The 25,678-nt window shown below is 26.8% G+C and carries 22 protein-coding genes and 1 riboswitch; of the genes, 18 read left to right on the forward strand and 4 right to left on the reverse strand.

The window, feature by feature from the left end:
- Positions 1–165 precede the first annotated feature (165 nt).
- Positions 166–930 (reverse strand): DeoR/GlpR family DNA-binding transcription regulator, encoded by a 765-nt coding sequence (locus tag KGF39_RS09535; protein WP_227822125.1) that lies wholly within the window; start codon positions 928–930, stop codon positions 166–168.
- 270 nt (positions 931–1,200) lie between these two features.
- On the opposite strand from KGF39_RS09535, the gene fsa reads away from it, so the two are divergent.
- A complete protein-coding gene (gene fsa, locus KGF39_RS09540) occupies positions 1,201–1,875 on the forward strand; it encodes a fructose-6-phosphate aldolase (RefSeq protein ID WP_227822126.1) in 675 nt (224 codons plus the stop codon).
- A gap of 123 nt (positions 1,876–1,998) precedes the next feature.
- Here fsa and KGF39_RS09545 read toward each other — a convergent pair whose 3' ends face one another.
- Positions 1,999–3,393 (reverse strand): SLC13 family permease, encoded by a 1,395-nt coding sequence (locus tag KGF39_RS09545; RefSeq protein WP_227822127.1) that lies wholly within the window; start codon positions 3,391–3,393, stop codon positions 1,999–2,001.
- Between the two features lie 77 nt (positions 3,394–3,470).
- Positions 3,471–4,817 (reverse strand): MATE family efflux transporter, encoded by a 1,347-nt coding sequence (locus tag KGF39_RS09550; RefSeq protein WP_227822128.1) that lies wholly within the window; start codon positions 4,815–4,817, stop codon positions 3,471–3,473.
- A 250-nt stretch (positions 4,818–5,067) separates the two neighbouring features.
- Positions 5,068–5,170: riboswitch (purine riboswitch) on the forward strand.
- Between the two features lie 92 nt (positions 5,171–5,262).
- On the opposite strand from KGF39_RS09550, the gene KGF39_RS09555 reads away from it, so the two are divergent.
- Positions 5,263–6,639, forward strand: a complete 1,377-nt coding sequence (locus KGF39_RS09555; protein ID WP_227822129.1) for an NCS2 family permease — start codon at positions 5,263–5,265, stop codon at positions 6,637–6,639.
- Between the two features lie 113 nt (positions 6,640–6,752).
- On the opposite strand, the gene KGF39_RS09560 is transcribed toward KGF39_RS09555, so the two are convergent.
- A complete protein-coding gene (locus KGF39_RS09560) occupies positions 6,753–7,898 on the reverse strand; it encodes a DEAD/DEAH box helicase (RefSeq protein ID WP_227822130.1) in 1,146 nt (381 codons plus the stop codon).
- A gap of 468 nt (positions 7,899–8,366) precedes the next feature.
- Here KGF39_RS09560 and KGF39_RS09565 point away from each other — a divergent pair, with 468 nt between their 5' ends.
- From KGF39_RS09565 to KGF39_RS09640, 16 genes are all read left to right on the forward strand, one after another.
- Positions 8,367–9,272: a hypothetical protein gene (locus KGF39_RS09565; RefSeq protein ID WP_227822131.1), complete on the forward strand. Its 906-nt coding sequence runs from the start codon at positions 8,367–8,369 to the stop codon at positions 9,270–9,272.
- Positions 9,273–9,392: 120 nt separating this feature from the next.
- Positions 9,393–9,581 (forward strand): hypothetical protein, encoded by a 189-nt coding sequence (locus KGF39_RS09570; RefSeq protein WP_227822158.1) that lies wholly within the window; start codon positions 9,393–9,395, stop codon positions 9,579–9,581.
- 443 nt (positions 9,582–10,024) lie between these two features.
- The gene (locus tag KGF39_RS09575; RefSeq protein ID WP_227822132.1) at positions 10,025–10,732 is read left to right on the forward strand and encodes an ABC transporter ATP-binding protein; all 708 of its coding nucleotides are present in this window, start codon (positions 10,025–10,027) and stop codon (positions 10,730–10,732) included.
- A 46-nt stretch (positions 10,733–10,778) separates the two neighbouring features.
- Positions 10,779–12,374 (forward strand): putative ABC transporter permease subunit, encoded by a 1,596-nt coding sequence (locus KGF39_RS09580; protein WP_227822133.1) that lies wholly within the window; start codon positions 10,779–10,781, stop codon positions 12,372–12,374.
- Between the two features lie 102 nt (positions 12,375–12,476).
- A complete protein-coding gene (locus KGF39_RS09585) occupies positions 12,477–13,559 on the forward strand; it encodes a lysylphosphatidylglycerol synthase transmembrane domain-containing protein (protein ID WP_227822134.1) in 1,083 nt (360 codons plus the stop codon).
- Between the two features lie 148 nt (positions 13,560–13,707).
- Positions 13,708–13,869, forward strand: a complete 162-nt coding sequence (locus KGF39_RS09590; protein WP_227822135.1) for a DNA polymerase III — start codon at positions 13,708–13,710, stop codon at positions 13,867–13,869.
- A 340-nt stretch (positions 13,870–14,209) separates the two neighbouring features.
- A complete protein-coding gene (locus tag KGF39_RS09595) occupies positions 14,210–15,478 on the forward strand; it encodes a cation:proton antiporter (protein WP_227822136.1) in 1,269 nt (422 codons plus the stop codon).
- Between the two features lie 193 nt (positions 15,479–15,671).
- Positions 15,672–16,460: an FAD binding domain-containing protein gene (locus KGF39_RS09600; RefSeq protein WP_227822137.1), complete on the forward strand. Its 789-nt coding sequence runs from the start codon at positions 15,672–15,674 to the stop codon at positions 16,458–16,460.
- Entirely contained in the window at positions 16,460–16,909 is a 450-nt protein-coding gene (locus KGF39_RS09605; RefSeq protein ID WP_054274056.1) for a (2Fe-2S)-binding protein, read from the forward strand. Before KGF39_RS09600 ends, KGF39_RS09605 begins: the two co-directional genes overlap by 1 nt.
- Positions 16,910–16,912: 3 nt before the next feature.
- Entirely contained in the window at positions 16,913–19,177 is a 2,265-nt protein-coding gene (locus KGF39_RS09610) for a molybdopterin cofactor-binding domain-containing protein (protein ID WP_227822138.1), read from the forward strand.
- A gap of 139 nt (positions 19,178–19,316) precedes the next feature.
- Complete coding sequence (locus KGF39_RS09615; RefSeq protein WP_227822139.1) at positions 19,317–19,625, forward strand: hypothetical protein; 309 nt, start codon at positions 19,317–19,319, stop codon at positions 19,623–19,625.
- 284 nt (positions 19,626–19,909) lie between these two features.
- Complete coding sequence (locus KGF39_RS09620) at positions 19,910–20,410, forward strand: QueT transporter family protein (RefSeq protein WP_227822140.1); 501 nt, start codon at positions 19,910–19,912, stop codon at positions 20,408–20,410.
- A gap of 56 nt (positions 20,411–20,466) precedes the next feature.
- A complete protein-coding gene (locus tag KGF39_RS09625) occupies positions 20,467–21,444 on the forward strand; it encodes a WYL domain-containing protein (protein ID WP_227822141.1) in 978 nt (325 codons plus the stop codon).
- Positions 21,445–21,493: 49 nt separating this feature from the next.
- On the forward strand, positions 21,494–22,216 hold the full coding sequence (locus KGF39_RS09630; protein ID WP_227822142.1) for a cell division protein: 723 nt from the start codon (positions 21,494–21,496) through the stop codon (positions 22,214–22,216).
- A gap of 28 nt (positions 22,217–22,244) precedes the next feature.
- Positions 22,245–24,179, forward strand: coding sequence for an AAA family ATPase (locus KGF39_RS09635; RefSeq protein ID WP_227822143.1), 1,935 nt, complete (start codon positions 22,245–22,247; stop codon positions 24,177–24,179).
- Entirely contained in the window at positions 24,172–25,446 is a 1,275-nt protein-coding gene (locus tag KGF39_RS09640; RefSeq protein WP_227822144.1) for an McrC family protein, read from the forward strand. Before KGF39_RS09635 ends, KGF39_RS09640 begins: the two co-directional genes overlap by 8 nt.
- Positions 25,447–25,678: the final 232 nt, after the last annotated feature.

Here is a 25,678-nt window from a genome sequence, read left to right on the forward strand (position 1 = left end):
ATTTAAAGAATACACATAAATATTTCCAGACTCGAAAGTCTATTTCAAATTAATTTTGACTATTAAACTCAAGAATAAAATGAATAATATAGAATTAAGTTTTTAAGAGTATTTATAGAATAAGAATTCATATTTATAGTAAATCTATAAAATATGTAATTGAGTTTATAAAATATTTATATTAAATTCTGATAAAATATCTACTATATCAGGAGTAGGCGCTTTTTCTGTAATTATAGAACTAATATCTTCTAAATGAGCAAACTTGAAATTTCCATCAAATTTAAACTTTTTATCTTCCATAACTATAAATACTTTTTTACTTGAATTTATTATAGCCTTCTTCGTGAGACCATCTTCAATTTCAAAAGTTGTAAGTGAAGAGTTGAATACATCTACTCCACAACTTCCCATAAAAGTCTTATCAAACTTATATTTCGATATAAACTCTATAGTTGGAGTACCGACAAAACCGTCTAAACTGAGATTTAATAAACCTCCAGTGGAAATTATATTTAAATTATTTGGTTTTGAAGTAACTACATTTAGTATATCCAACATATTTGTAACAAGTGTTACTTTTTTATTACTTTCAGCTAACAACTTTGCAAGCAAGATGTTAATTGTAGAGATATCTAAAAATATAGTTTCTCTATCTTCAATTAAATTAAATGCTTTTTCTGCTATTATTTTCTTTGTTGGAATATTAATTTCTTTTCTGTCTTTTGTATCCTGATTCTCTAGTGTTTCTCTAGCTAGTACAGCTCCCCCATAAATTCTTCTTATTGAAGAAATCTTTTCTATATTTTTTAAATCTTTTCTTATACAATCTTCTGTAACATTAAATTTAGAACTGAGTTCTTTTACAGTAACTCTACCTTCTTTTTTTAGGATATTTAATATAGCTTGAATTCTTTCTTCTGCAAACATCTTCTACCTCTTTTCCTAATATAGTATGATTGTATATATTATAAGATAAAATACAATATATCAATTATTTTAACATAAAATGCAAAATTAATTTAACATAAAAAGTATGTTTTTTCTAACAGCCTATTTAGAATTTAATAAATAAAAAATTATAAAATTAAATATAAAATTGAAACAATAATAAAAAAGAAAAAACAATAATAAATTATTGAAAATAATGCCAAATCAATATATAATAAGAATAAATAAAGATTGAAGGGGGATATTTTAATGCAACTAATCTTAGATACAGGTAATGTGGAAGAAATTAAGGAGTTATGTACTTGTTTACCAATAGATGGTGTAACTACAAATCCAAGTATTGTTTCAAAGGAAAAAAAGAATTTTAAGGAGCTTATAATTGAAATTGGTGAAATTATAGGTGAAGATATGCCTATACATGCTCAGGTTATAAGTACAAAGTATGAAGAAATATTGGAAGAAGCATTATATATAAGTAGTTTGAGAAAAAATATATACATAAAAATACCTGTAACACAAGATGGCTTAAGAGCTATAAAAGACCTTCATAAAAAAGGTATAAAAATAACTGCTACTGCAATATTCACAGCTCATCAAGGATTTCTAGCTGCAAAGGCTGGAGCAAATTATATTGCACCTTATGTAAATAGACTTGATAATATATCTGGTGATGGAGTATCTATGGTTTCATCACTTATAAAAATAATAGATACTTATAAAATGGATACAAAAGTACTTGCAGCAAGTTTTAAAAATGCACAACAAGTTATAGAATTAATGCAACATGGAGTACATAGTGTTACAGTACCATATGATATTTGTAAAGCTATGATGAATCACCCATTGACTGACTGGAGTGTAGATAAGTTTATAGAGGATTGGGAAAATACTTTTGGAAAAGGTAGTAAAACAAATAATATTTAGTATTATGATAAAAAACAGTTTTATGTAATTGCATAAAAAACTTATATAAAAAGATGAAAATATGAATTTTCTTTTTAATAATTTAAGTTATTATCTTAAGTTAATTCATATTTTCATCTTTTTTTAAATTTCTAGACCTATAAATCTCCACCAAGGGAATGTTACACACATTATTATAAAATATGTTAAAGGAATCAAAGTTAAGCCATACTTAAAAATAATCTTACTATTGTATAGATTTTCACCATGCCCAACCATTATTGTCGCATGATGAAATGGTAGTATGTATTGTACACTTACTATAATGTAGACAAATAGGCATAAAGTAATACTATTTTCTTTTAGTATATGCAAACTTCCAAGTAATGGTATTACTACAGATGACGTAGTAACAGCACTTCCAAGACATATATTCAATACTATTGTTAGAGTTATTAAAAATAATATTGAAATAATTTCAGAGGAGTTTGGTATAAATTTTATTAGATAATTACCCATTATATCTACGACTCCAGAATATTTTAATACTCCTCCAATTGAAAAAGCTGCTATGAAAAAAATAAGGACCTTCCAGTTTATTTCTTTTAAAGTGTCGAATCCAATTATTTTTCTTATTAATAAAAGAAGTACACAAATTGACATTATAATTAGTGTGTTTATGTTATGTATAAACTGGGTTAAAAACATAAAAAACATTATTCCTAAACATAAAAATACATATTTTTGTTCCTTATTTAATAAATTAAACTCCATTTTAAAATTAGAATAGGAAAACTGAAATTTATTAGTATCAAGATTGTTGTAAGAAACAAATTTTATTGAAGATAATTCTTTTTTAAAAACAAGAACAAATAAAAAATAAGTTATAAAACAAGTAATTATAGTTGGGACAGACATATAAAGAGCCCATTGACCCCAATTTATATTACAATTTCCAAGTTCTAGTACAACATAGTTTAGAAGAGTGTCTCCATTTATAAAAAACATTGATGTAAAGGTAGAAGCTGTAAATATACTAAATAAAAGTATAGATTTTGAATCTTCAGTTATTTGTTGTTCTTTTAAAAACTCTTTGTAAAAAGCAGACACAAGAATAACTCTTGGAAATGGTTGTGGGATAAAAAATATTAAAACTATGCCTAAAATATATGATAAAAGAATCATCTTTTTAGGGGTATTTACGATATTTAAAATCAGTTTTTCAGAAATAATTTTTGCAACACCTGTTTTTGTAACTGCATTAGTAATTATATATGCAAGAATTATTATGTAAAAATTTTCTGTAAATAAAAATTGTAAAATAACATTTAATGGAGCAATATTAAAAACAAATGCTAAAATTACAAAAAACAATGCAACTACAGTTTTTTCAACAGAGTCTATAGCCCATATTAAAATAGTTAAAAAAGATAAGCATATAGAAAATTTTATATTGAAACTGTAATTAAGAGAGAAGTAGAGAATTATGGTAGCTATAACAGTCACATAAAATTGTTTTGGCTTAAGAATAATACCCATTTTTATATTCACCTCCATAATTTATTATATCATAATGGAGGTGAATACAATGAATGTGAATACATTTTATAAAAAGATTATTCATTGATTCTGTGATTTACAATAGCTTTAGTTTTCCAATGTCCTTTCTTATAGTAGATAACTGTAACAATAAGACCTAAAGTCCAACCAAAAGGAATACCCATCCAAATTCCGTCTGTTCCAAAAAATTTAGAAAGCATATAAGAAGCTGGAAGTCTTCCAAGCCATAAAGATACTATTGAGCTTATAAGTGCAAACATGGAATCACCAGCACCTTTCATTGCACTTGAAAGTACAAAAGAAGTTCCAATAAATAAAAAGAATGGTCCTATTATAAATAAGTAAGAAGAGCCAATTTTAATGACATCTTTATCAGTATTGAATAGAGCAATTAGATTTTCCCTAAATAGCAAAATTAAAGCAATAACTGTAACTGCTAAAACTAAGGTCATTTTTATAGATTCTCGAATGCCTTTTTTAACTCTTTCATTTTCTCCAGCACCTATGTTTTGAGCAACAAAAGTAGAAACAGCAGAACCAAGATTCATAATAGGTAAGCTTATAAAATTTTCTATCCTAAGACCAGCACCAAAAGCTGCCATAGCAGATGTACCATAACTATTAACTAAAAATTGAAGAGCCATATTTCCAATTGAAAACAACATTTGTTGAACTCCACTTGGAAGTCCTAATCTAAGCCCATCTTTAAATATTTTGTTATCATATACAATTCCTTTGATTTTAAATTTAAGCACTTCATGTTTTTTATTTAAATAAATTATACTTATTATAAATGATACTGCCTGAGCTATTATAGTGGCAAGTGCAACGCCCTCAACACCCATTCTTAGCACTACAATAAAAGTTAAGTCTAAAACTATATTTAGAATTGTGGCTATTATCAGAAAATAAAGTGGAGTTACTGAATCTCCAAGTCCTCTAAGTATTGCACTTACTGAATTATATCCAGCAGAAAATAATATTCCACTAAATATTATATTAAGATACAATTTTGATTGAGCAAAAACGGATTCTGGTGTATTCATAAGCTTAAGCAAGGGTCCACCAAATACTATTCCAAGAATACTTATTAATATAGAACCAATAAATAAAAGTATATATGTGGTATCAATAGTAGCTTTTACTTTTTTTAAATCTCCTGAGCCATAAAATTGTGACACTAAAATAGAAAATCCAAGGCTAACACCCATAAGCGCTGCCACCAATAAAAACATTATAGGGTTAGCTCCAGAGACTGCCGCCATTGCTTCTTTTCCGATAAATCTACCAACTATTATACTGTCAGCTGTATTGTATAGTTGTTGAAATAAACTACCAATAAGCATAGGCATGGCAAAAAAGAATATGGATTTTCCCTCATGACCTGTAGTTAAATCTTTCACCTTATTCCTCCAAATAAAAAAATTATTAATTTATTATAGTATAATCTTAACATAAACTTTATATCCAAACTATAAATAAATTGTATCAAAACATCATATATTTTTCAAAAATGTAAAGAATATAATTATAATTTAGATTGGAGAAATTAATATTTAAGATAATCGAATATTAATGCAAAATAAATATGATTATATACGTATATATTGACAAAATTAATTATATAAATTAAAATAATATTCGTAAAGAAAAATTCATGTTTTGTATTGTATAACATATAATTTTGACAATATGGGTCATAAGTTTCTACCGGAATACCGTAAATATTCTGACTATGTATACTATTATTTAGTTAATTAAATATTTAATTAACTGAATTATGAAGGATACGGCTCAGCTTATCAATTACTGCGTCTTTTTTTGTAAAATTTAATAGGAGGTGTTGTTATGCAAACAACAAACAGTAGTACTATGCAGAAACTTTTTCCAATTTTGAATAATAAAAATGTCGACATGAAGAAGGAAGTAATTGCAGGAGTAACTACTTTTTTAACTATGGCTTATATAATAGCTGTAAATCCAAATATTTTATCTGAGACAGGTATGCCAGCAGGTGCACTTGTTACAGGGACATGTTTAGCAGCAGCGTTTGGATGTATTTTAATGGGTGTAGTTGCTAACCTTCCTTTTGCTTTAGCATCAGGGATGGGTCTTAATGCATTTTTTGCATATACAGTAGTTTTACAAATGGGTGTTCCTTGGGGAGTAGCTCTTACAGCAGTATTTGTAGAAGGTATTATTTTTATAGTATTATCAGTAAGTGGAGTTCGTGAGGCTGTTGTAAATGCAATCCCCAAAAATATGAAACTAGCTGTTACAGGTGGTATTGGGATATTTATTGCACTTATAGGTTTAGTTAATAGTGGAATTGTTATTGGAGACCAAGCTACTCTTATCAAAATGGGTAAATTTACACCAGCAGTAATAATAACTTGCATAGGATTAATAATTATTGCTGTACTAGATAAAAAAAGAGTTAAAGGTTCTATACTTTTTGGAATAGTAGTAAGTTCATTACTTGCTTGGGCATTTGCTTTTATGAATCCAGAGTATGCACAAAAATTAGGTATATATTTACCTGGTGGAGTATTTAAATTTGAGAGTTTAGCACCAATAGCAGGTAAAATAGATTTAGGATATGTACTACATCCAACAAATATAGGTGGTTTTTTAGTAGTTGTTTGTACATTCTTATTTGTTGATTTCTTTGATACAGTAGGTACATTAGTAGGTGTTTGTTCTAAAGCAAACATGCTAGATGAAAAAGGAAATGTTCCTAATGTAGGTAGAGCTTTACTTACAGATGCAGTTGCAACTACAGTAGGTGCAGGGCTTGGAGTATCTACAGTTACAACTTATGTTGAGAGTTCAACAGGAGTTATTGCAGGTGGAAGAACTGGATGGACAGCAGTAACAGTTGGGATTTTATTCTTAGCTGCAATGTTTTTCTCTCCTGTATTTATAGCAATTCCATCATGTGCTACAGCACCAGCTTTAATATATGTTGGATATTTAATGCTTGGTACAGTTAAGGATATAGAGTTTGATAATATAACTGAAGGTGTTCCAGCTTTTGTTACTATTGCTTGTATGGCATTAACATATAGTATAGGTGATGGTTTAACTTTAGGTATATTAACTTATGTTTTCGTAAATATATTTTATAATATATTTGGAGCTAAAAAGGCAGAAGACAAAAAACATGTTTCTGTAGTAATGATTGTTTTGGCAATATTATTTATAATAAAACTTTGGCTACTATAATAGGTATTATTTAAAATTTTAATTTAATATAAAATAAAGGGCTGTAATTTATTATCAATTGTGATGATAAACTACAGCTCTTTTGTATTTGTTGTATTTTCGTATTTATTGTATTATTTAATAATGTCTATTAGTTCTCCATTTTGTAAAGTTTTAGGTGTAATTACTATATTGAACTCTTTTTGCAAATCTTTTATAATATCTAATTCTTTTTTTGTTATTATTGAGATTGTGTTACCACTTCTATTTCCTCTAGCAGTTCGACCACATCTATGCAGGTATTCATTTTTACTTTTTGGAAAATCCAAGTTAAAAACATGACTTACATCCACAATATCTAGTCCACGAGCAGATAAATCAGTTGTAATTAAAATCTTTGCTTTACCAAGTTTAAATTTATTTATTGCATTCTTTCTATCTTCTTTTTCCATGTTTCCAAAAATTCCTATTGCTTTGTAATTATGATAATTTAGTTTTGATACTAGGACTTCTATATTTTTTTCATTATTTACAAATACAATAGCTTTTTTTGGATTTATAGCTGCTAATGCCTTTCTAAGAAAAGTAAATTTATCCCTTATCTCACCTAATAAATATGAGTGATTGATGTTAGGATTTATTTGTGATTTTTCCTTTGTTTTTATTATTTCAAACTCCTTCATAAGTTTATCACAAATTTTTATAGTGCTATCGGTAAGACTTGCAGAGCATCCTATAATTTGTCTATCTCTTAACGTTGTTCTTATTATGTCTTCTATACAAGTTATATTTTTTCCATTCAATAGATTGTCCACTTCATCTAAGACAATAGTTTTTATATTATGTGATTTTAGCTTCTTTTGTTTTATCAAGTCTAAAACTCTTCCACAAGAGCCAATTACTATGTGTGGTTTTACTGCTTTTATATTTTTTATTTGTTTTTGTATATTGACCTCCCCAATTAAAGCTAAAGAAGTAATGGAGAGTTCTGCATTTTTAGCCAATAATTCAACCTGGTTTGTAATCTGCATTACTAATTCATGCGTAGGTGCAAGTATAAGAGCTTGTGTTTCTCTTTTTGATGTATCAATTTTTTCAAATATAGGTAAAAGGTACGCTAGTGTTTTTCCTGTTCCAGTCTGTGAATTAATCAATAAATCCTTATTTTGAATTATATTTCCTATAACAAGTGACTGAACTTCTGTTGGAGAAGTTATGTCTTGTTTTTTAAGTCCATCTATTAGAGTGGAACTTATTTTTAGTTGTTCAAATGTATTCATATTTTGCTCCTTATATTTAATAATTATAGTCAACTATTTTTTATTATACATTGTTTAGGTAAATCGAACTATATATTCTTTTATAATTTGCTAAAACTTATAATAAGTTTTTGATTATCTTTTCATAAATTATTATTTCAGAATGAAAACAATTCTTTCGATTGCTTATGTAAGCAGATAATTAACGTTGTTATGCTTAAACAATCAACCAAGCGCATAGTAACGCTGTTAAACTCATTTGTCAATAATATTTCTTGATATTTTCAAAATAATTGAGTATGATAGGATTAAACAAGTAAAAAAGCGAGGAATGATAACATGAAATATCAACTTTTAGGAGAGAATATACAAAGAATACGAGTTAAAGAAACTCCGTGAATGCTAATAAATTATTTTCTTCATTTTCTGTCACAGAAATTGACAGTTTAGTTCGTACTCTTAAAAAATTATTCCATTGTTTTGAAACTTATGGAAAGGATAGGTGAATTTATGAATAATACAAAACCAATATTTAAGGTTTTAGACATATTGATAATACTATTATTGCTGATTGTAACAATCGCAGGTATATATTCTTTTAATACTTCACATTCCTATGAGTTTGTGAATCAGTATGGTGATAGCATTCAAATGTGGGGAGCAGGAATATATGCTCATGATTCTTATTTCAAAGCTCCTATTTTTATTGGATCTGATGTTACAATTATATTATTTGTTGTACCCTTGTCAATAGTTACTTTTTTAAGAACTTGGAAAGAAGAAAGTGTTGAGAATTATATTCGCAGTTTTGGAATGGTCAGTATGTTGCTTTACTATTCCTCAAGTATCGCTTTTGGTGTTACTTATAACAGTTTGCATTTAGTATATATCACATTATTTGGCGTGTGCTTTTTTAGCACATGCATGTTACTTGCAAAATTGCATACATTTGGTATTAGACAAGAAAAAGTTTGCTCATATCATTTTACAAAAGGAATGAAAGTATTCTTGCTAGTGGCAGGAGTATCACTTTTTGTTGCGTGGCTCCCTGATATTATTATGTCTATCACAAGTGGAACTTCGTTAGAGTTGATTGAAGTATATACTACGGAAATTACATATGTACTTGATATGGGTATTATTAGCCCATTGATATTCATTACATATTATCTAATCAGACATGAAGATTTTTTAGGATATGTTTTTCTTCGTATGATTTTTAAGATATGTATATGTATTGGTGTCATGCTCCCTATTCAGACTATTTTTCAACTATTAGCTGGTATTTCAATACCAATACCAGCCTTAATAACAAAATGTTTCATATTTGTTGTCATGTCTATTTTTGCTACCTACTTTGAATATTGTATAAAACGAAAAACACAATATATTTAGTTAAACAAGGACGATAAAATGAGTATTAGTAGTGGAACTTTAGGAAAACAAAGAAACTAAAATAAACAAATTAGAAATTTATGGAGGTAAGCATTGTGAAAAGAGAATGGTGTCCAAAATGTGAATATAAGCAAAACTGAAAATACCGAAAAAGATAAAGATGAACATTCCATTTGTGAAGAATGTGGAAGTAAATTTTTAAAATCAAGTTCAGAAATGATTTCATTATGCCCAGAATGTGCTTATATTCTATATGGTTATCCGACTTGTGCCCATGTTTTCAAAAATGGCAGATGTATATATTGCTAATGGGATGGGAGTCGAAGTGAATATATAAAGTGGTTGCAAAATGGCTATTGAATATGGGAGCATTTGCAAAAATACTGTATATGGGAAAATGAAGAAAAAGCGTAGATTATGTATCACTATTCAGTGAGTTACACATAACCTACGCTTTTTTATATCTAACATATGCTTTTAATAACAGTGTCATATCAAAGCTCTTTCGTAAGTGGTAAATTGTGAACTAAACTCTTAATACCAACATCATTGCTCATAAACCTAGTGTTTAAGCGATAATCAGTATTTCTAATTTAAATTTATGGCAAATATAAATTATATCTATACCTTTATATTTCTAATACATTTGCATTTTATAGATTTCTAAAATAAACAAATAAAAGTTGTAATTGTTTGATATTTGTTATATATTATATATAACAAATATCAAAACTATAATATGGAGGGAAATTATGTTAAAAGTAATCAATGTATCTAAATCATATAAAAATAAAAAAGTAGTAAGTAGTGTCTCATTTGATGTAAATGATGGAGAGCTTTTTGGATTTATAGGTCACAATGGTGCAGGTAAAACTACTACCATTAAAGCAATTGTTGGGATACACGATTTTGAAGAAGGAGATGTACTAATAAATTCTAAATCTATAAAAAAACAGCCTGTTGAATGTAAAAAAGAAATGGCATATATACCTGATAATCCAGACTTATACGAATCATTAACTGGCATACAATATCTTAATTTTATAGCTGATATATTTGAAGTTGCCAAAGATAAAAGAGAAGAGTTAATAAAATATTATTCAAACAAGTTTGAACTTAATAAAGCATTAGGAGATTTAATATCTTCATATTCACATGGTATGAAACAAAAATTAGCTATAATTTCAGCTTTGATACATAGTCCCAAAATTTTAATTCTTGATGAACCTTTTGTAGGTCTTGACCCAAAAGCTTCATTTATATTGAAGGAAATTATGAGGGAATTCTGTGACAAAGGTGGTTGTATATTTTTCTCAACACATGTTTTAGAAGTTGCTGAAAAAATTTGTGATAAGATTGCCATAATAAAAGATGGAAATATAATTGCTTATGGAACTACAGAAGAAGTTAAGGGAAGTAATTCACTTGAAAGTATCTTTATGGAATTAATAGAAAAATAAAATGTTTTTTATACAATATAGTGTCTAAAGTGAGGAATGATAAAATATGAGCAATCTAAGTATATTAATAAAAACTAATATAATAAATGAATTTAAATTAAATGCGTTAAAAAAAGCTGATGCTAGAGAAAAACAAAAAATAATGGGAATGATACTTTCAGTTGTTATAATAGCAGGATTATTAATTTTTTATGTAACAAGTTTAAGTCTTTCTTTAGTTGATATCTTAAAGCAAATAAATCAGATGGAAATGCTACTGATATTTGGGTTTGGATTATCAACATTAACAACTATTGTTACATCATTATATAAAACATCATCATATCTATTTCAAGCAAAAGATTTAGACCTTTTAACTAGTTTACCTATAAAAGAATCTACTGTACTAGCAAGTAAGATATTAATGTTGGTTGGAGCAAACTATTTATTTTCTTCAATATGTATGATTATACCAGCAGTGGTTTACTTTTTAAATTCTGATGTAAGTATAACGTATTTCCCTTATTTGATATTGCTATTTTTAGCTTTACCATTATTACCAATAGTTGCTTCATCAATAATTTTTCTATTTATAGGACAGATATCATCAAGAATAAAATACAAAAATTTAGTATTAATCATAGGTAGCATTATATTGATGTTGCTTTATACCCTACTTATGTCAAGACTTAATTCTATGTCAGTTGAGATGTTAAAAAACAGTGTGTCTATTTCAGATACGATTAGAAAAATATATCCTCCTATATATTATTTTGTTGATGCTCTTAAAACAGGAAGTATAGTTTCATTTTTAGCATTTATAGCAATCTCAATAATACCATTTTTTTTGTTTGTAACTCTATTTGCAAAAAAATTTAAAGATATAAATGCTAAGATGAGTGAAGGATATAAGTCAAAAAGTTATGAATTTAAGAGTCAAAAAACTTCAAGACCTTCAAAAGCTCTATTAAAAAAAGAATTTAAGAGATATACCTCTTCATTTATATATTTTTTAAATTCATCTGCTGGTCTGTTATTTCTAATAGTAGGTACAATTTTAATATTATTATTTGGAGCAGATAAAGTGAGTGAGTTACTAAAATTGAATATAGATTTTAATTTTATAAAAGTACAATTATTAGGAGTATTCTTCTTTATAATAGTAATGAATTGTACAACATACTGTTCAATTTCTCTTGAAGGAAAACATTTATGGATACTGAAGTCTTCTCCAATAGATGAAAGAGAAATATTCTGGGCAAAAGTATTGATGAATTTTTTATTGAATGCACCATTATCTATCTTATGTTTAATATTAGTATCTATAAGACTAGACTTTGAAATTCAGTTTATTATTGTATCAATCTGTTTGCTTGTAAGCTTTTCAATGTTTGTAGCCTTAATGGGATTATTATCAAATTTATTATATCCAAATCTTGATTGGAAAAATGAAGTGGCTGTGGTAAAGAGAAGTGCAAGTATGATAATTACAATGTTAGTATCATTAGTCTATGTAGTTATACTTGGAGGTATATATATATTACTTGGAATTTCGTTTTTAAATATATATATTATTTTAGCAAGTATGCTTACATTAATATTAGATTTTATGATATGGAGAATTATTTCTACTAAAGGAGTAAAAATATTTAAAAATTTATAGGTGTATTTGTGTCAAATAAATACTTATTTTTTTTAGTATTGCAAAGAATATGTTAAGTAGTATACTATTTATAGTGATATGAAAAAATTTAGGAGAAAATAAATGAGAAAATTATCCAAAAGAGAAAAAGATTTTATTCAGTATGGATTTTTACTATTTTTGATATGTATTACTACTTATTTAGTATTAACTACTTTAGATATAAAACTGATACCTAAAATTATAAGACTAGTGAATAAGACTTACATATTTCTTGGCATATTGATAATTATAGTATATATGCTAATTGAAGCTATTGTAGCTCATTTGATAATAAATGCAGTTCAAAAAACAAAAGTGAGATTTATTGGTATTAAAATGGCTACAATGGGATTTTACTATAATTTGGTTACTCCATTTGCATCTGGAAGTCAACCAATGCAAATATATGCGCTTACAAAATATGATGTGAGTCTCAGTAAATCTGTAGCTATAGTTACTAATAAGACAGTGGTGTTTCAAAGTACAGTTACCATGTTTTGTGGAATTTTAATTTTATTAAATAAGCCATTATTAATGGCACAAGTACATTCTGTTAGAGTTTTGATAATGGTTGGGATGATTATGAATGTAAGTATGTTGTTAGGTGGACTATTAATAGTCTTTAGCCCCAAACAAGTAAAATTTATAGCAGAGATTTTGATTAATTTTTTATCTAAATTTAAGACATTTAAATTCTTAGATTCAAAACGTGATAGAGTGAATCATTATATTGATGATTATAATTACTCTATAAAAATATTTATTAAAAATGTGAGAGTTTTAGTTTTAAGTATATTACTTACTGTATTACAACTAATCGCATATTTTAGTGTAGTCTATTGTGTGTATAAAGCTTCAAATTTAAAAGGAGTATCATATATACATATAATAACACTACAGGTGTTTTTATATATGGCGATATCCCCAGTGCCAACACCAGGAAATGTTGGAGCCAATGAGGTTACATTTTTCACTATGTTTTCAAAAATAATTCCAAAAGAATTATTGGGGTATTCAGTGCTCTTATATAGTGGGTTTGTATACTATTTTATATTAATAATTTCAGGAATATTTACGTTTAGAACGCATTATACATTAAATAACTGGAAAAAGGAAGAAAAAGTAAACTCTAATTTAGAAGAAGTTATTGAAAAATTGAATTAATAAAATAATTAGGGAAATTTTAGATATAAATATAGTGTTAAATAAGCTATATTATATTGAGAAATTTCCCTTTTTTGATTAAAATTATAGAAATTTGAAATAATAAGTAATAAATAGAAAAAATTATATTATTTTGAAAGGAGAAAATATGGAAAAATATAAAAAAGACAAAAATAAAAGTAAAATTTCTAAGATTAAAAAAAATCCTGATAATAAACTTGAAATTTCTGAAGAATTACATCCAGGTAAAAATATAGGAAGTATGCTTGGGTATAGAATAGATAAGAAAAAAATGAATAGACCAAGTTAATGAAAATGTTGAAAATGGTACATTTTAAAAAATATATATAATGAAATGTTTTATTGTTAAATTTAAACTTATTTTAATAGGGGAAAAAGTCGAAAAATATCTAAAAAGATACAGATATAAATAATATCAATATATATATACTATAAACTTGACAAAATCAACCTTTTAATAATCAGTAAAAAATAGCAAAATTATATAAGCGTTATTTAATTGTCAAAAATGAAAGCTAAATTGCATGTATTAAAAAAAATGATTGATAACATTTATTTGTGTGATATAATTATATAGTAAAGCAATAAGTATATTGCATAATGTATACAAATTGGAAGGAGAGACGGACATGGAAGCATCTATACACACAATTGCCAGCAATAATTTATTGATAATTTTTGCTATTGTAAGTATAACTGGAATAATTTGTAGTAAACTTAGTGAAATAATAAAAGTTCCAGATGTAGTATTATATTTACTTGTAGGTATTTTAATAGGACCATCATTTTTAAAATTTATAGATATTCGTGGATTTCAAATAGAAAATCAACTAATACTTACATTTGGTTCTGCATTTATTTTATATTTAGGTGGAAAAGAAATAAGCTTAAAAGTATTGAGAAATGTTAAGATATCTGTATTCTTATTAGCTACTTTAGGAGTTGTGATATCTGCTTTTATAATGCAACAAGTAATAGGATTTACTTTTGGGATAAGTGCAATGACTGCTTTATTAGCAGGAACTATAATAGCATCAACAGACCCAGCTACTCTTGTACCTATATTTAATCAGGTAAAGATAAAGGATAGGGTAAAGCAAACTGTAATAAGTGAATCAGCTTTTAATGATGCAACAGGAGCTATACTAACATCAGCAGTGTTGGCTGTAATTTTGTCAAATAAATTTTCATTAGGTGAAAATATTTATGAATTGGGGACAATGGTTATTGTCGGAGTTTTAGTTGGTTTAATTACAGGAATATTGCTTTTGAAATTAGTTAACGATAAACCTTATGGAATATTTAAAGATTTTGCACCAATAATATCTGTTATTTCAGTTGTAGTTGCATATGAATTATCTACAAAATTGGGTGGAAGTGGATATATGTCTTGCTTTATTGTAGGTATAATAACTGGTAACAAGAAAAACTTTAAAATTTGGTTAAGTCAAAAATCTTATGATGCAGATTTTTATGTTGCTGAAACTTTAGGTACTATTTGTCGTATGGCAATATTCATAATATTGGGTAGCCAGGTTAATTTAGCTCAATTAAGTAAATATTTTATGCCATCTGTAATTACAGTATTAGTATTAATGTTTATAGCAAGACCACTTTGCGTTTTAGTTTGTACACTTGTAGATAGAGAAGCAAAATGGAGTAAAAGTGAAATATTATTTATGATGTGGGTAAGAGAAACTGGCGTAATACCAGCAGCACTTTGTGGTATTATTTCAGCAATGAAAGTTCCTGGATACGAAGTAATTTCATCCATAGTATTCATGACTATACTGATTACATTAGTAATACAAGGAAGTACTACAAAATTAGTAGCTAAAAAACTTGGATTATTAGAAGAAGAAGTGATAAATATAAGTGAAAAAGTATCAACTTTTTAAATTTTTACTTTAAACAATACCTATTAATGGCTATTTTAATATTGTCTAATGATGATTATTGAAATAGTCATTTTTTTATGTATAAGTAATTTACAGAATTTACATATTAGACATATTTATTATCAAAATTTGTTGAAGCTATGATATAATTAGTTGTATTTAAAATAAGAATAGCAAATAAGGGAGGAAATTTATGTTTACGGTTATGGATATTGTACAGCCAGATACAGTAGAAGAAGCGTACTCAATTTTAAATAAAAGAAAAACCAATCAAGTGATTGGTGGAAGTGCTTTTTTAAGAATGGGGAAAAAAAGAATAGGAACAGGAATAGAATTATCTAACTTAAATTTAGATTATATAAAAGAAGATGAAGATTATGTTGAGATTGGTTCTATGACTACTTTTAGAACATTAGAAACAAGTTCAATAATAAAAAATAATTTTGGAAGATTAATAGAAGATTCAGTTAAAGATATAATAGGAATTCAGTTTAGAAATGTAGTAACAGTTGGGGCTACAGTGTTTTCTAAATATGGTTTCTCTGACTTGATAGTAGCATTACTTTCATTAGATACAGAAGTAGAATTATATAAGGCTGGAAGAATTAGTCTTGAAGAGTTTCTAAATAGAGATTATGAGAAAGATTTATTGATTAAGGTATACATAAAGAAGACAAATAAAAATGCTTCTTATAAATCGCTGAGAAATGCAAAAAGTGATTATCCTGTTTTAAATGTATCTGTATCAAAACACATGGGGAAATTTAAGTTATGTGTAGGAGCAAGACCTCAGAAAGCTACGATTGCAAAACAAGCTAGTGAATTCCTATCTAATAATGAAATCAACGAAATTAATATAGATAAAGCAATAGAAATAGCATCAGAAGAACTAACTTTTGGTTCTAACATGAGAGCATCTAGGGATTACAGAAAAGCTATGAGTAAGGTACTTTTAAAAAGAGCTATAATGGAGGTTATTTAATGTTAGTGAAGATTAATATAAATGGAAAGAAAAAAAGTGTCGATATAGAACCAGAAGAATATCTGGTTGATACTTTGAGAAAAGTTGGTAATTTAAGTGTAAAAAGAGGTTGTGACACAGGATGTTGTGGTCTCTGTACAGTCTTAATTGACAAGAAACCTACATTATCTTGTGCAACATTAACATTGAGAGTTTTAAATAAGGAAATAACTACAATTGAAGGTTTAGAAAATGAAGTTAGAGAATTTAGTGAAGTTTTGGTAAAAGAAGGAGCTGAGCAATGTGGTTTCTGTTCTCCTGGTTTTATACTTACTGTACTTGCAATGAAGGATGAACTTGAAAATCCTACAGATGAAGAAATAAAACATTATCTAACAGGAAATCTATGTAGATGCACAGGTTATATGGGACAGTTAAGAGCTATCAAAACTTATCTGGAGGTAAAATAGAACATGAATATAGTTGGAAAAGGAATCAAAAAAATAGATGGAATGAGTATCACAACAGGAAAACCTGTATATACAGATGATTTATCAGCAAAAGATGCTTTGGTGGTAAAAATACTTAGGAGTCCTCATGCTTATGCAAAGATAAAAGATATAGATACATCAAAGGCAGAAATGGTTGATGGCGTTGAATGTATCTTAACATATAAAGATGTACCAAAATCTAGATTTACACTTGCTGGTCAGACATATCCAGAGCCATCTCCATATGATAGATTAATTCTGGAAGATGTTGTGAGATATGTAGGTGATGAAGTAGCTATAGTAGCAGCTGTAGATGAAAAAACTGCAATTAAAGCGATGAATCTTATCAAGGTAAAGTATGAAGTACTTACACCTGTTTTGGATTTTGAAGAGGCAATAGGGAATAAAGCTGTGGTACATGATGAAGATAGACATTGTAACTTTGATATAGGTATGCAGAGAGAAAAGAATATCGTATCACATCATGATTATACAAACGGTGATGTGGAAAAAGTACTAAGTAATTGTGATATAGTGATTGAAGAAACTTATTACACTCAAGCCCAAGCACATGCAATGATGGAAACATATAGAGCATACAATTATTTAGACCATACTGGAAGATTGGTTGTAGTAAGCTCAACTCAAATACCATTTCATGTTAAAAGACATTTATCTCGTGCATTAGAACTACCAGCTAGTAAAATTAGGGTTATAAAACCTAGAATTGGTGGTGGATTTGGTGGTAAACAAACTGCATGTGTTGAGATTTTTTCAGCAATTGTAACTTTAAAAACAGGTAAACCGGCTAAAATAATTTATGATAGAAAAGAAACTTTTAATTGTTCAACAAGTAGACATGCAATGAGACTAAAAGTTAGACTAGGTGCTACTAATGATGGAATAATAAAGGCAATAGATATAAATGCACTTTCTGATACAGGAGCATATGGAGAGCATGCTTCTACAACTATCGGTTTGGTTGGAGAAAAAACTTTACCAATGTATAATAAAGTTGAAGCAACAAGATTTATTGCAGATGTGGTATATACTAATAAGATGCCAGCGGGAGCACTTAGAGGGTATGGAGCATCTCAAGGATGTTTTGCTGTTGAATCAACTATAAACATGCTTGCTGATAAGTTAAAAATGGACCCAACAGATTTAAGATTAAAAAATGTAGTAACACAAGGTGAAACTACATTTGCATATGGGAAAACTTTAAATAGTGTTGATTTAATAGAATGTATAAATAAAGGTAAAGAACTTATTGGATGGGATGAAAAGTATCCTTGTAAACATCTTGAAAACGGAAAAGTTAGAAGTGTAGGTATGGCAATTACTATGCAAGGTTCTGGTATACAAGGTCTTGACAAGTCTTCAGTCGAAATAAAATTGAATGACTGTGGAGATTATACACTTATGATAGGCTCTACTGATATGGGTACAGGAAGTGATACGATTTTAGCTCAAATGGCTGCTGAAGTTCTTGAAACAAGTATTGAAAACATAACAGTTATATCAGCTGATACTGATTTGGTTCCATATGACCCAGGTTCATATGCTTCAAGTACTACTTATGTAACAGGTATGGCAGTAGTTAAGGCAGCTCAAGATTTAAGAGGAAAAATAATTTCTGCTGGAGCAACTAAATTAGGTGTTGATAAGGATGAAGTAGAATTTGATGGTATAAAGTTAACTAGTAAAAAAGGTAGCACATTATTATTTGATATAGCAGTGGATTCTACAATCGGACCAGATACTAATCAATTGATAGGTTTTGCTTCTCATGGTAGCCCTGTATCACCTCCTCCTTTTATAGCTGGATTTGCAGAAACTGAAATTGACAAAGAAACTGGAAAGGTTGATTTAGTAAATTATGTAGCTGTAGTAGACTGTGGAACAGTTATAAATAAAAATCTAGCTAAGATACAAGTTGAAGGTGGAATTGTTCAAGGGATTGGAATGGCACTATTTGAAGAAGTTAGATATACAAAGAAAGGCAATATGGATACAAATACATTTATGCAGTATAAGATTCCAGCTAGATGTGATATTGGAAATGTTGAAGTAGATTTTGTTGAAACTTATGAGCCAACAGGGCCATTTGGTGCTAAATCTGTTGGAGAAGTTGTTATAAATACACCTTTACCAGCAATACAAGAAGCTGTGTTTAATGGAATTGGTGTGAGAATAAATACACTTCCTATTACACCTGAAAAAGTTTTTATGGCAATGAATAAATGATTATTTATAAAATTTTAGACTAGTTTTACATGTTAAACAACCAGTTATGCCATACCTGTTGAAAGATATTTAATAAGTAGTTATTATAATATTATGAATTTTACTTATTAAATATAAAATTAACTAAGGGGATGATGTTTTGGCTGGAAATCTAAATAATATGAGAGCAGTAAATAATTTTAGAGGAGATAAGAACATTTTAGAATGTTTAGTCAGCTTTGAGGGTCGTTCAATAAATCAGAGAAAAGTAAGGGTATTTTTTAAAGAAAAACAAAATCAAATAGAAATTGATTTTGCAGAAGAAGAAATTTCTAAACTAGTTGAAAATGTTGTTTTAAATACATCACATCAGGAAATGTTGTATGATGAAATAGAGAAACAACTAGAAATTGACTGTATAGGTACTTGGATGATATTATCTAAATTAAAAGATGGTAGAATTCATTGATTTCAAAATAAATTATTAGAGCCTAATTTTAAGGCTCTTTTTTACTGTTTTTAATTAACTATAGAAAATTTATTTTTATTTTATAGATAATTATAATATCATATATTTAACATATAGAAAATTGAGTTTATATGTATTATATTGTATAATATAAACTGAAACGATAAAATAGTTCGTTAAAATAATTTGTTTGTATAAAATCAATGTTTAAGTTTATAGATTTTGTATAAAATAAAGTTATGTTATTAATTTTTTAGAAATAAAACTTTTGCTAGGAGAAAGATATGAGAAAAAATAGTATTAATATATCATTAACTGCAGCTATTGCAGCAATCTATGCAGTTTTAACATTATCATTGGGATTTATAAGTTATGGACCAATACAATTTAGGGTAGCTGAAATTATGATGCTTTTGGCATTTTTAGATAAGGGATATATAGTAGGTCTTACATTAGGGTGTTTTTTAGCAAATGTAATAGGACCATATGGTGTACCTGATATAATCTTTGGAACATTAGCCACATTTATAAGTGCAAGTATGATTTATATTACTAGAAAGTTAGGTGGACAAAATAAAAGTACTTTGATTATAGCTTCTTTATGGCCTACTATTGTAAATTCGATTGTAGTTGGACTAATGTTAAATATATTCTTTGGGCTTCCATTAATTCTATCTATGATACAGGTAGGTTTTGGAGAATTTGTAGTAGTAACAATTATAGGAGTGCCATTTTTTTGTTTTTTAATGAAAAAATATAAAAATGTTATTAATATTAAATTTTAAATAGTATACAGTAACTTAATTGATTGAAAGTATTATTAATGGAAAGAGGTGTATATTTGTCAAAAGTAAAAAGATTGACTAATGTCTGGACATATATTAATGATAGGCAAAAATTTACAATAAAAGAGTTATCAGAGGAATTTAATCTTTCAGCTAAAACTATACAGCGATATTTAAAAGAATTAAATAAAATGGGACTTCCAATTCAAGCAGAACAAGGTAGAAATGGAGGGTATAGAGTACTAAATAATAGCTATATACCTCCTATTATATTTACAGAAAAAGAAGTTATGACCATACTATTTGCACTCAAATCACTTCAGGGATATAAGGATAAATCAATGGAACCAGAAGTTAATTCCATAATGAGAAAAGTAAGCTATGAACGTAAAAGTAACATAAAAATAGGTATAGAAAACATAAAAAGATATATTGATTTTATAACTAATGATGGAGATTTTAAAAGCAGTGATGTAACTGAGTTTTTTAAAGCTTCATCAGAGTCTTTGATTTTAAATATTAAATATAAGCGTGGAAATCAAATTTTGGAAAAGAATATATGTCCTATAGGTATATATTCAAATAAAGGAACATGGTTTTCACCAGTCTATGATTATAAAAGTGATAAAATTATTTTGATTCGTATAAATAAGATAATTGAGATTAAAAAAGTAGGCAAAAGTAAAGGAGTACATATAAGTTTGAAAGAGTGGTTAGATACAGTATATAATAATTTATATGGGACCATGTCAGCTACTAAAAAAATTGGTGAAACTATCTACTTAAATGTATTATTAACCAAAGAAGGTGTTTCTAAAATAAAGGACAGTTTTTATGATTTAGATATAGAGTCGAATGAAGATGGCAGTGGAATAATTAATACACTCATAAAAATTGAAGAAGTAGATTGGTATGTTTCTATTTTATTTTTAATTGGAAGTAATGCTAAAGTTATAGAACCAAAATTTATGAATAAGTTACTTTATGATAAGGCCAATGAGTTAAGATATTTTTATGAAGAAAATATGGTATAATATTTAAAAATATTAAAATTAAATAATTATTAAGGAGATATATGTTATAATGGAAAATTTTAATAAGAATGCTAAGATAATTGGTATTGGAGTTGAAGGTATTAATATAATAAATGAAATAGAAGAAAAAATAAAAACAAATATGGATATAGAAAGAATTAACATAAGTCAAGAGATTGAAAAAGAATATATTAGAAGTCTTTTAGATGGTGTGGATATATTATTTTTAGTATATTCATCTGAAGACAAACAGATTAGAGAAATTATAAAAGCTGTTTCATATATGTCTAATGAAAGAAGAATTTTATCTATAGGCATGAATTGTTCAGAGAAAGAACATAAAGAAGAGTTAGAACTTGGAAGAGAGTTTAAAATCAATAACGACAGTATCTTTAAATTTGTTGATTTAATGAATATCATGATAGAGTCTATCTCGGACTCTTGTATGATAAATATAGATATAACTGATTTAAAAGAAGCTATTGTAGGAGATAAAGGGATTAAGTATTCTTTTGAAGAATTTGAAGATACAAAGAAATATAGTGAAATGGCTGATATTTTATTTGACAAAATGGAATATGTTGGTGAAGAATTTATAAGTAAAAAAGGAATTGTATTTGTTGAAGGAAATACAGAATTCTCTATAATTAAACTGAATGATTTAATCAATAGTATTCAAAGCAAGATAGAAGAAAGCTATGAAGTAATATTTTCATTATACATAAAGGAAAATTTAGATGGAAATATTAAAGTAGGTTTGTTGTATAATTAGTATATTTTAGATATTAAGGAGAGAATATATGTCTGAAAATATAGGAGTTACAGGATATTGGTTAATGGAAGAATTTTTTTATCAAGAAACAGACACACCACAGATTTTTAGAGAAGAAAGTATAATTGCACTTGGATTTGATATAAAAATAAATTTAAAAAAAGTATTTAGTATGGGAAAGAAATCAGAAAAATATATTAATGATAACTGTAATGACAAAGACTTTATAAAAAAGTTTATGTTAATTAAAAAAGGAGATTATTTTTTATATAAGGCATATCAAAATATAGACGAAAAAGTTAAATGTAGTGTGTCTATTGGTATGGTTGAAGAAAACTTTGAAAATGGTTATGAACTAAGTCATATTTTAGGACATACATTGCCAGTAAAGTGGATGTATAGTTTTGATACAGTTTCAAATTGCAAAGTATATACAAGTGAATTTTATAAATTAAGTGATAGAGAGATTAGTGCATACTTAGAAATTATTAAGTTACAGAATAAGAAATCATTGAGAAAAAGAATAGAAGAAAGTGATAATAATAAATGGTATTTAAAAAATTATTATTACAAAAATGTAGATAAGTGTGTTGATAATGAAGAATTATTTATTCAGCCTATTAATCCAGAACAGTTAGAATTTCTAAAAAATATAAATACAGATGATTATATTTTAGTATATAATAGCGAGAAGGTAATCTGTGAAAATGACCATACAATGAAAAGCCTATTTGGTGTATGTCAAGTTATGGAAGGATTTGATAAAGAGAAAATAAATATTTTGGAAGGCGGATATTTTTTACCAGTAAAGTGGATAGAGTATGAAAAAGAAAATATAGATGGAAATGCGTGGGTTGTATTTGAAAATAATAGTTTAGCTGAAAAGTATATAAAGAGGTTTACTAACAAAATGTCTTTAAATACCATACTTTATGGTCCACCAGGAACTGGTAAAACATATAACACAAAACAAATGGCTTATAATCTAGTAAATGAAACCAGTTTAAAAAATAGAGATTATACAAGCTATGCAGATTATAAAAACAATGTAGAATTTTGTACATTTCATCAATCATATGGGTATGAGGAATTTATAGAAGGACTAAAGTCTGATGGTAAAGGCAATTTTAAGCCAGAAGATGGTATATTAAAGGATATAGCTATAGAAGCATGTTACGATGCATTGAAGTTTGAAATAAAGTTAAAATTTGAATTAGAAAAACATAGCTTGACTTTAGAGGAGATAAAAACTAGAAAAAAGAAGCTAGTATTAGAGAATATAGAATCTAATTATAGTTTTAATTTTGAAGAAGCGGAAAATTATATTTTAATAATAGATGAAATTAATAGAGGTAATATATCTAAAATCTTTGGTGAGTTAATAACATTATTGGAAGAGGATAAAAGACTTACTAAACCAAATCAGACTATTGTCAAGCTACCATATTCAAAAGAAAAATTTTTTTTACCTCCAAATTTGTATATAGTTGGAACTATGAATACATCAGATAAATCAATCGCACTCCTAGACATAGCTTTAAGAAGAAGATTTAATTTTGAAGAAATTATGCCAGATTATGATTTATTGCCTATTATAGATGGTATAGATGTTAGAAATATGTTATATACAATTAATAAAAGAATAGAGTTTTTATATGATAGAGACCATGTAATTGGACAAGCTTATCTACTTAGCGTAGAAAATATTAATGATATAGTAGTAGTATTTAGAAGGAAGATAATACCACTCCTTCAAGAGTATTTTTATTATGATTCAGAAAAAGTAGGTATGATTTTAGGTGGTATAGGAAGAAATGAAAAAGATAAATATATTGTTTACAAGGAGGAGCTTATAGCTTCTGAATTATTTAAAAGTAATAATACGCCAATATTGGAAAGCAAAATTAATTACTGTATAAAACACAACATATCTAGTGAGGAGTTAAAAAATATATATGAGTAAAAATATATATGTTAAAGAAACTTATGAATGGATAAGAGTAGGTAATGGTGAAAATGAGCTTACAGAAATTGAATATGAAAAATTACTTAAATATCTAGAAAATAATAATGGTATATTAAAGAGTAACATAATAGATATTAAGTACAAAAAGCTTAGATTCATAAACTATGTAGGTGTTATATGTTTTGAAAATGTAATACTTGAAATACTTCCTAAATTGTCATTAAGTGATAATCTTGTAAAAGACAGAGAAATGCTGTTACAAATGCTTTCTACATGTAATAAAATTCCAATTATAATGAACGAAAACATAAGATTAAGTTTAAAAAATTATAATCTCTTAAATTTTTTTGCTATGTATTTTATTGAGAGCATGCAAACACAGATTAAGAGAGGAATCCATTTTGAATATATAAATAAAATAGAGAATTCAAATGTTATAAGAGGTAAAATATTATTAAGTACATATGCAAGAGAAAAAAGTATTTCTCCAATGAAAATAAAATGTGAGTATGATGAATATAGTGAAAATAATTTCTTGAATCAAGTTCTTAAAAAAGCATGTCTATCTATTCTATGTAGAATAAATGATAACTCAATTCAATGCAAGATTAAAAAACTTTTAAGATATTTTCAAAATGTAGATTTAATTTATATAAATAGAAAAAAACTATTAGATTATAAATTTTATAAAAATAATGATAGATTTAAAGATTGTTATTTATTGGCTAGACTTATACTTTTAAATTTATCTATGGATAACAGCGAAAATAATCAAGAGGCATTTTCTATATTATTTGAAATAAATACTTTGTATGAAGAATATATAGGAATTTTAATAAAAAGTATCTGGGATAATGCATTTAGAGAGACCTATATACAAGATAAGAGTAAATTTCTTTTAAAAAATGAACAAACAGGGAAGAAAAATTTTAATTTAAGACCAGATATAGTTTTATATGACTTAAAAAATGAATATGAAATTATAATTGATACTAAGTGGAAAGCTATTGAAGTAGATTCAAATGTTTTTTATAGGTCAAGTGATATATATCAGATGTATGCATATATAACAACATATGAAAGTGCAAAAAGATGTATTTTATTATATCCTTGTATTCAAAAAGATAAAAATTATAGTTCTTGGAAATTATCAGAATCATTTAAAGGTAAGTCTATAGAAGCAAAAACTGTGAGATTAGATGATATAAAAAACACAAAGAATGATTTGAAAAAGATAATATTTAATTATAATTTTAAAAAATAATAAAAATACCTTATAAAATGATAAAAATACTTTTATATGTAGGAAAAAACTATAATGTATAGAAAAAATTTTATAGAAATCTTAAATTAAAAAAATTATTTATATATTAAAGTATGGCATTGTAATTGCTTATTTAATACAGGATGCTTAAAAATTTAAAAAAGTATATCTACTAAATTGAAATTGGTAGATATACTTTTTATTAAGCTCTATTTAAAAAATAAAATAATAT

Origin of the sequence: Clostridioides sp. ZZV14-6345, from assembly GCF_020657775.1 — a bacterium.
In the GTDB taxonomy this organism is placed as follows: domain Bacteria; phylum Bacillota; class Clostridia; order Peptostreptococcales; family Peptostreptococcaceae; genus Clostridioides; species Clostridioides difficile_D.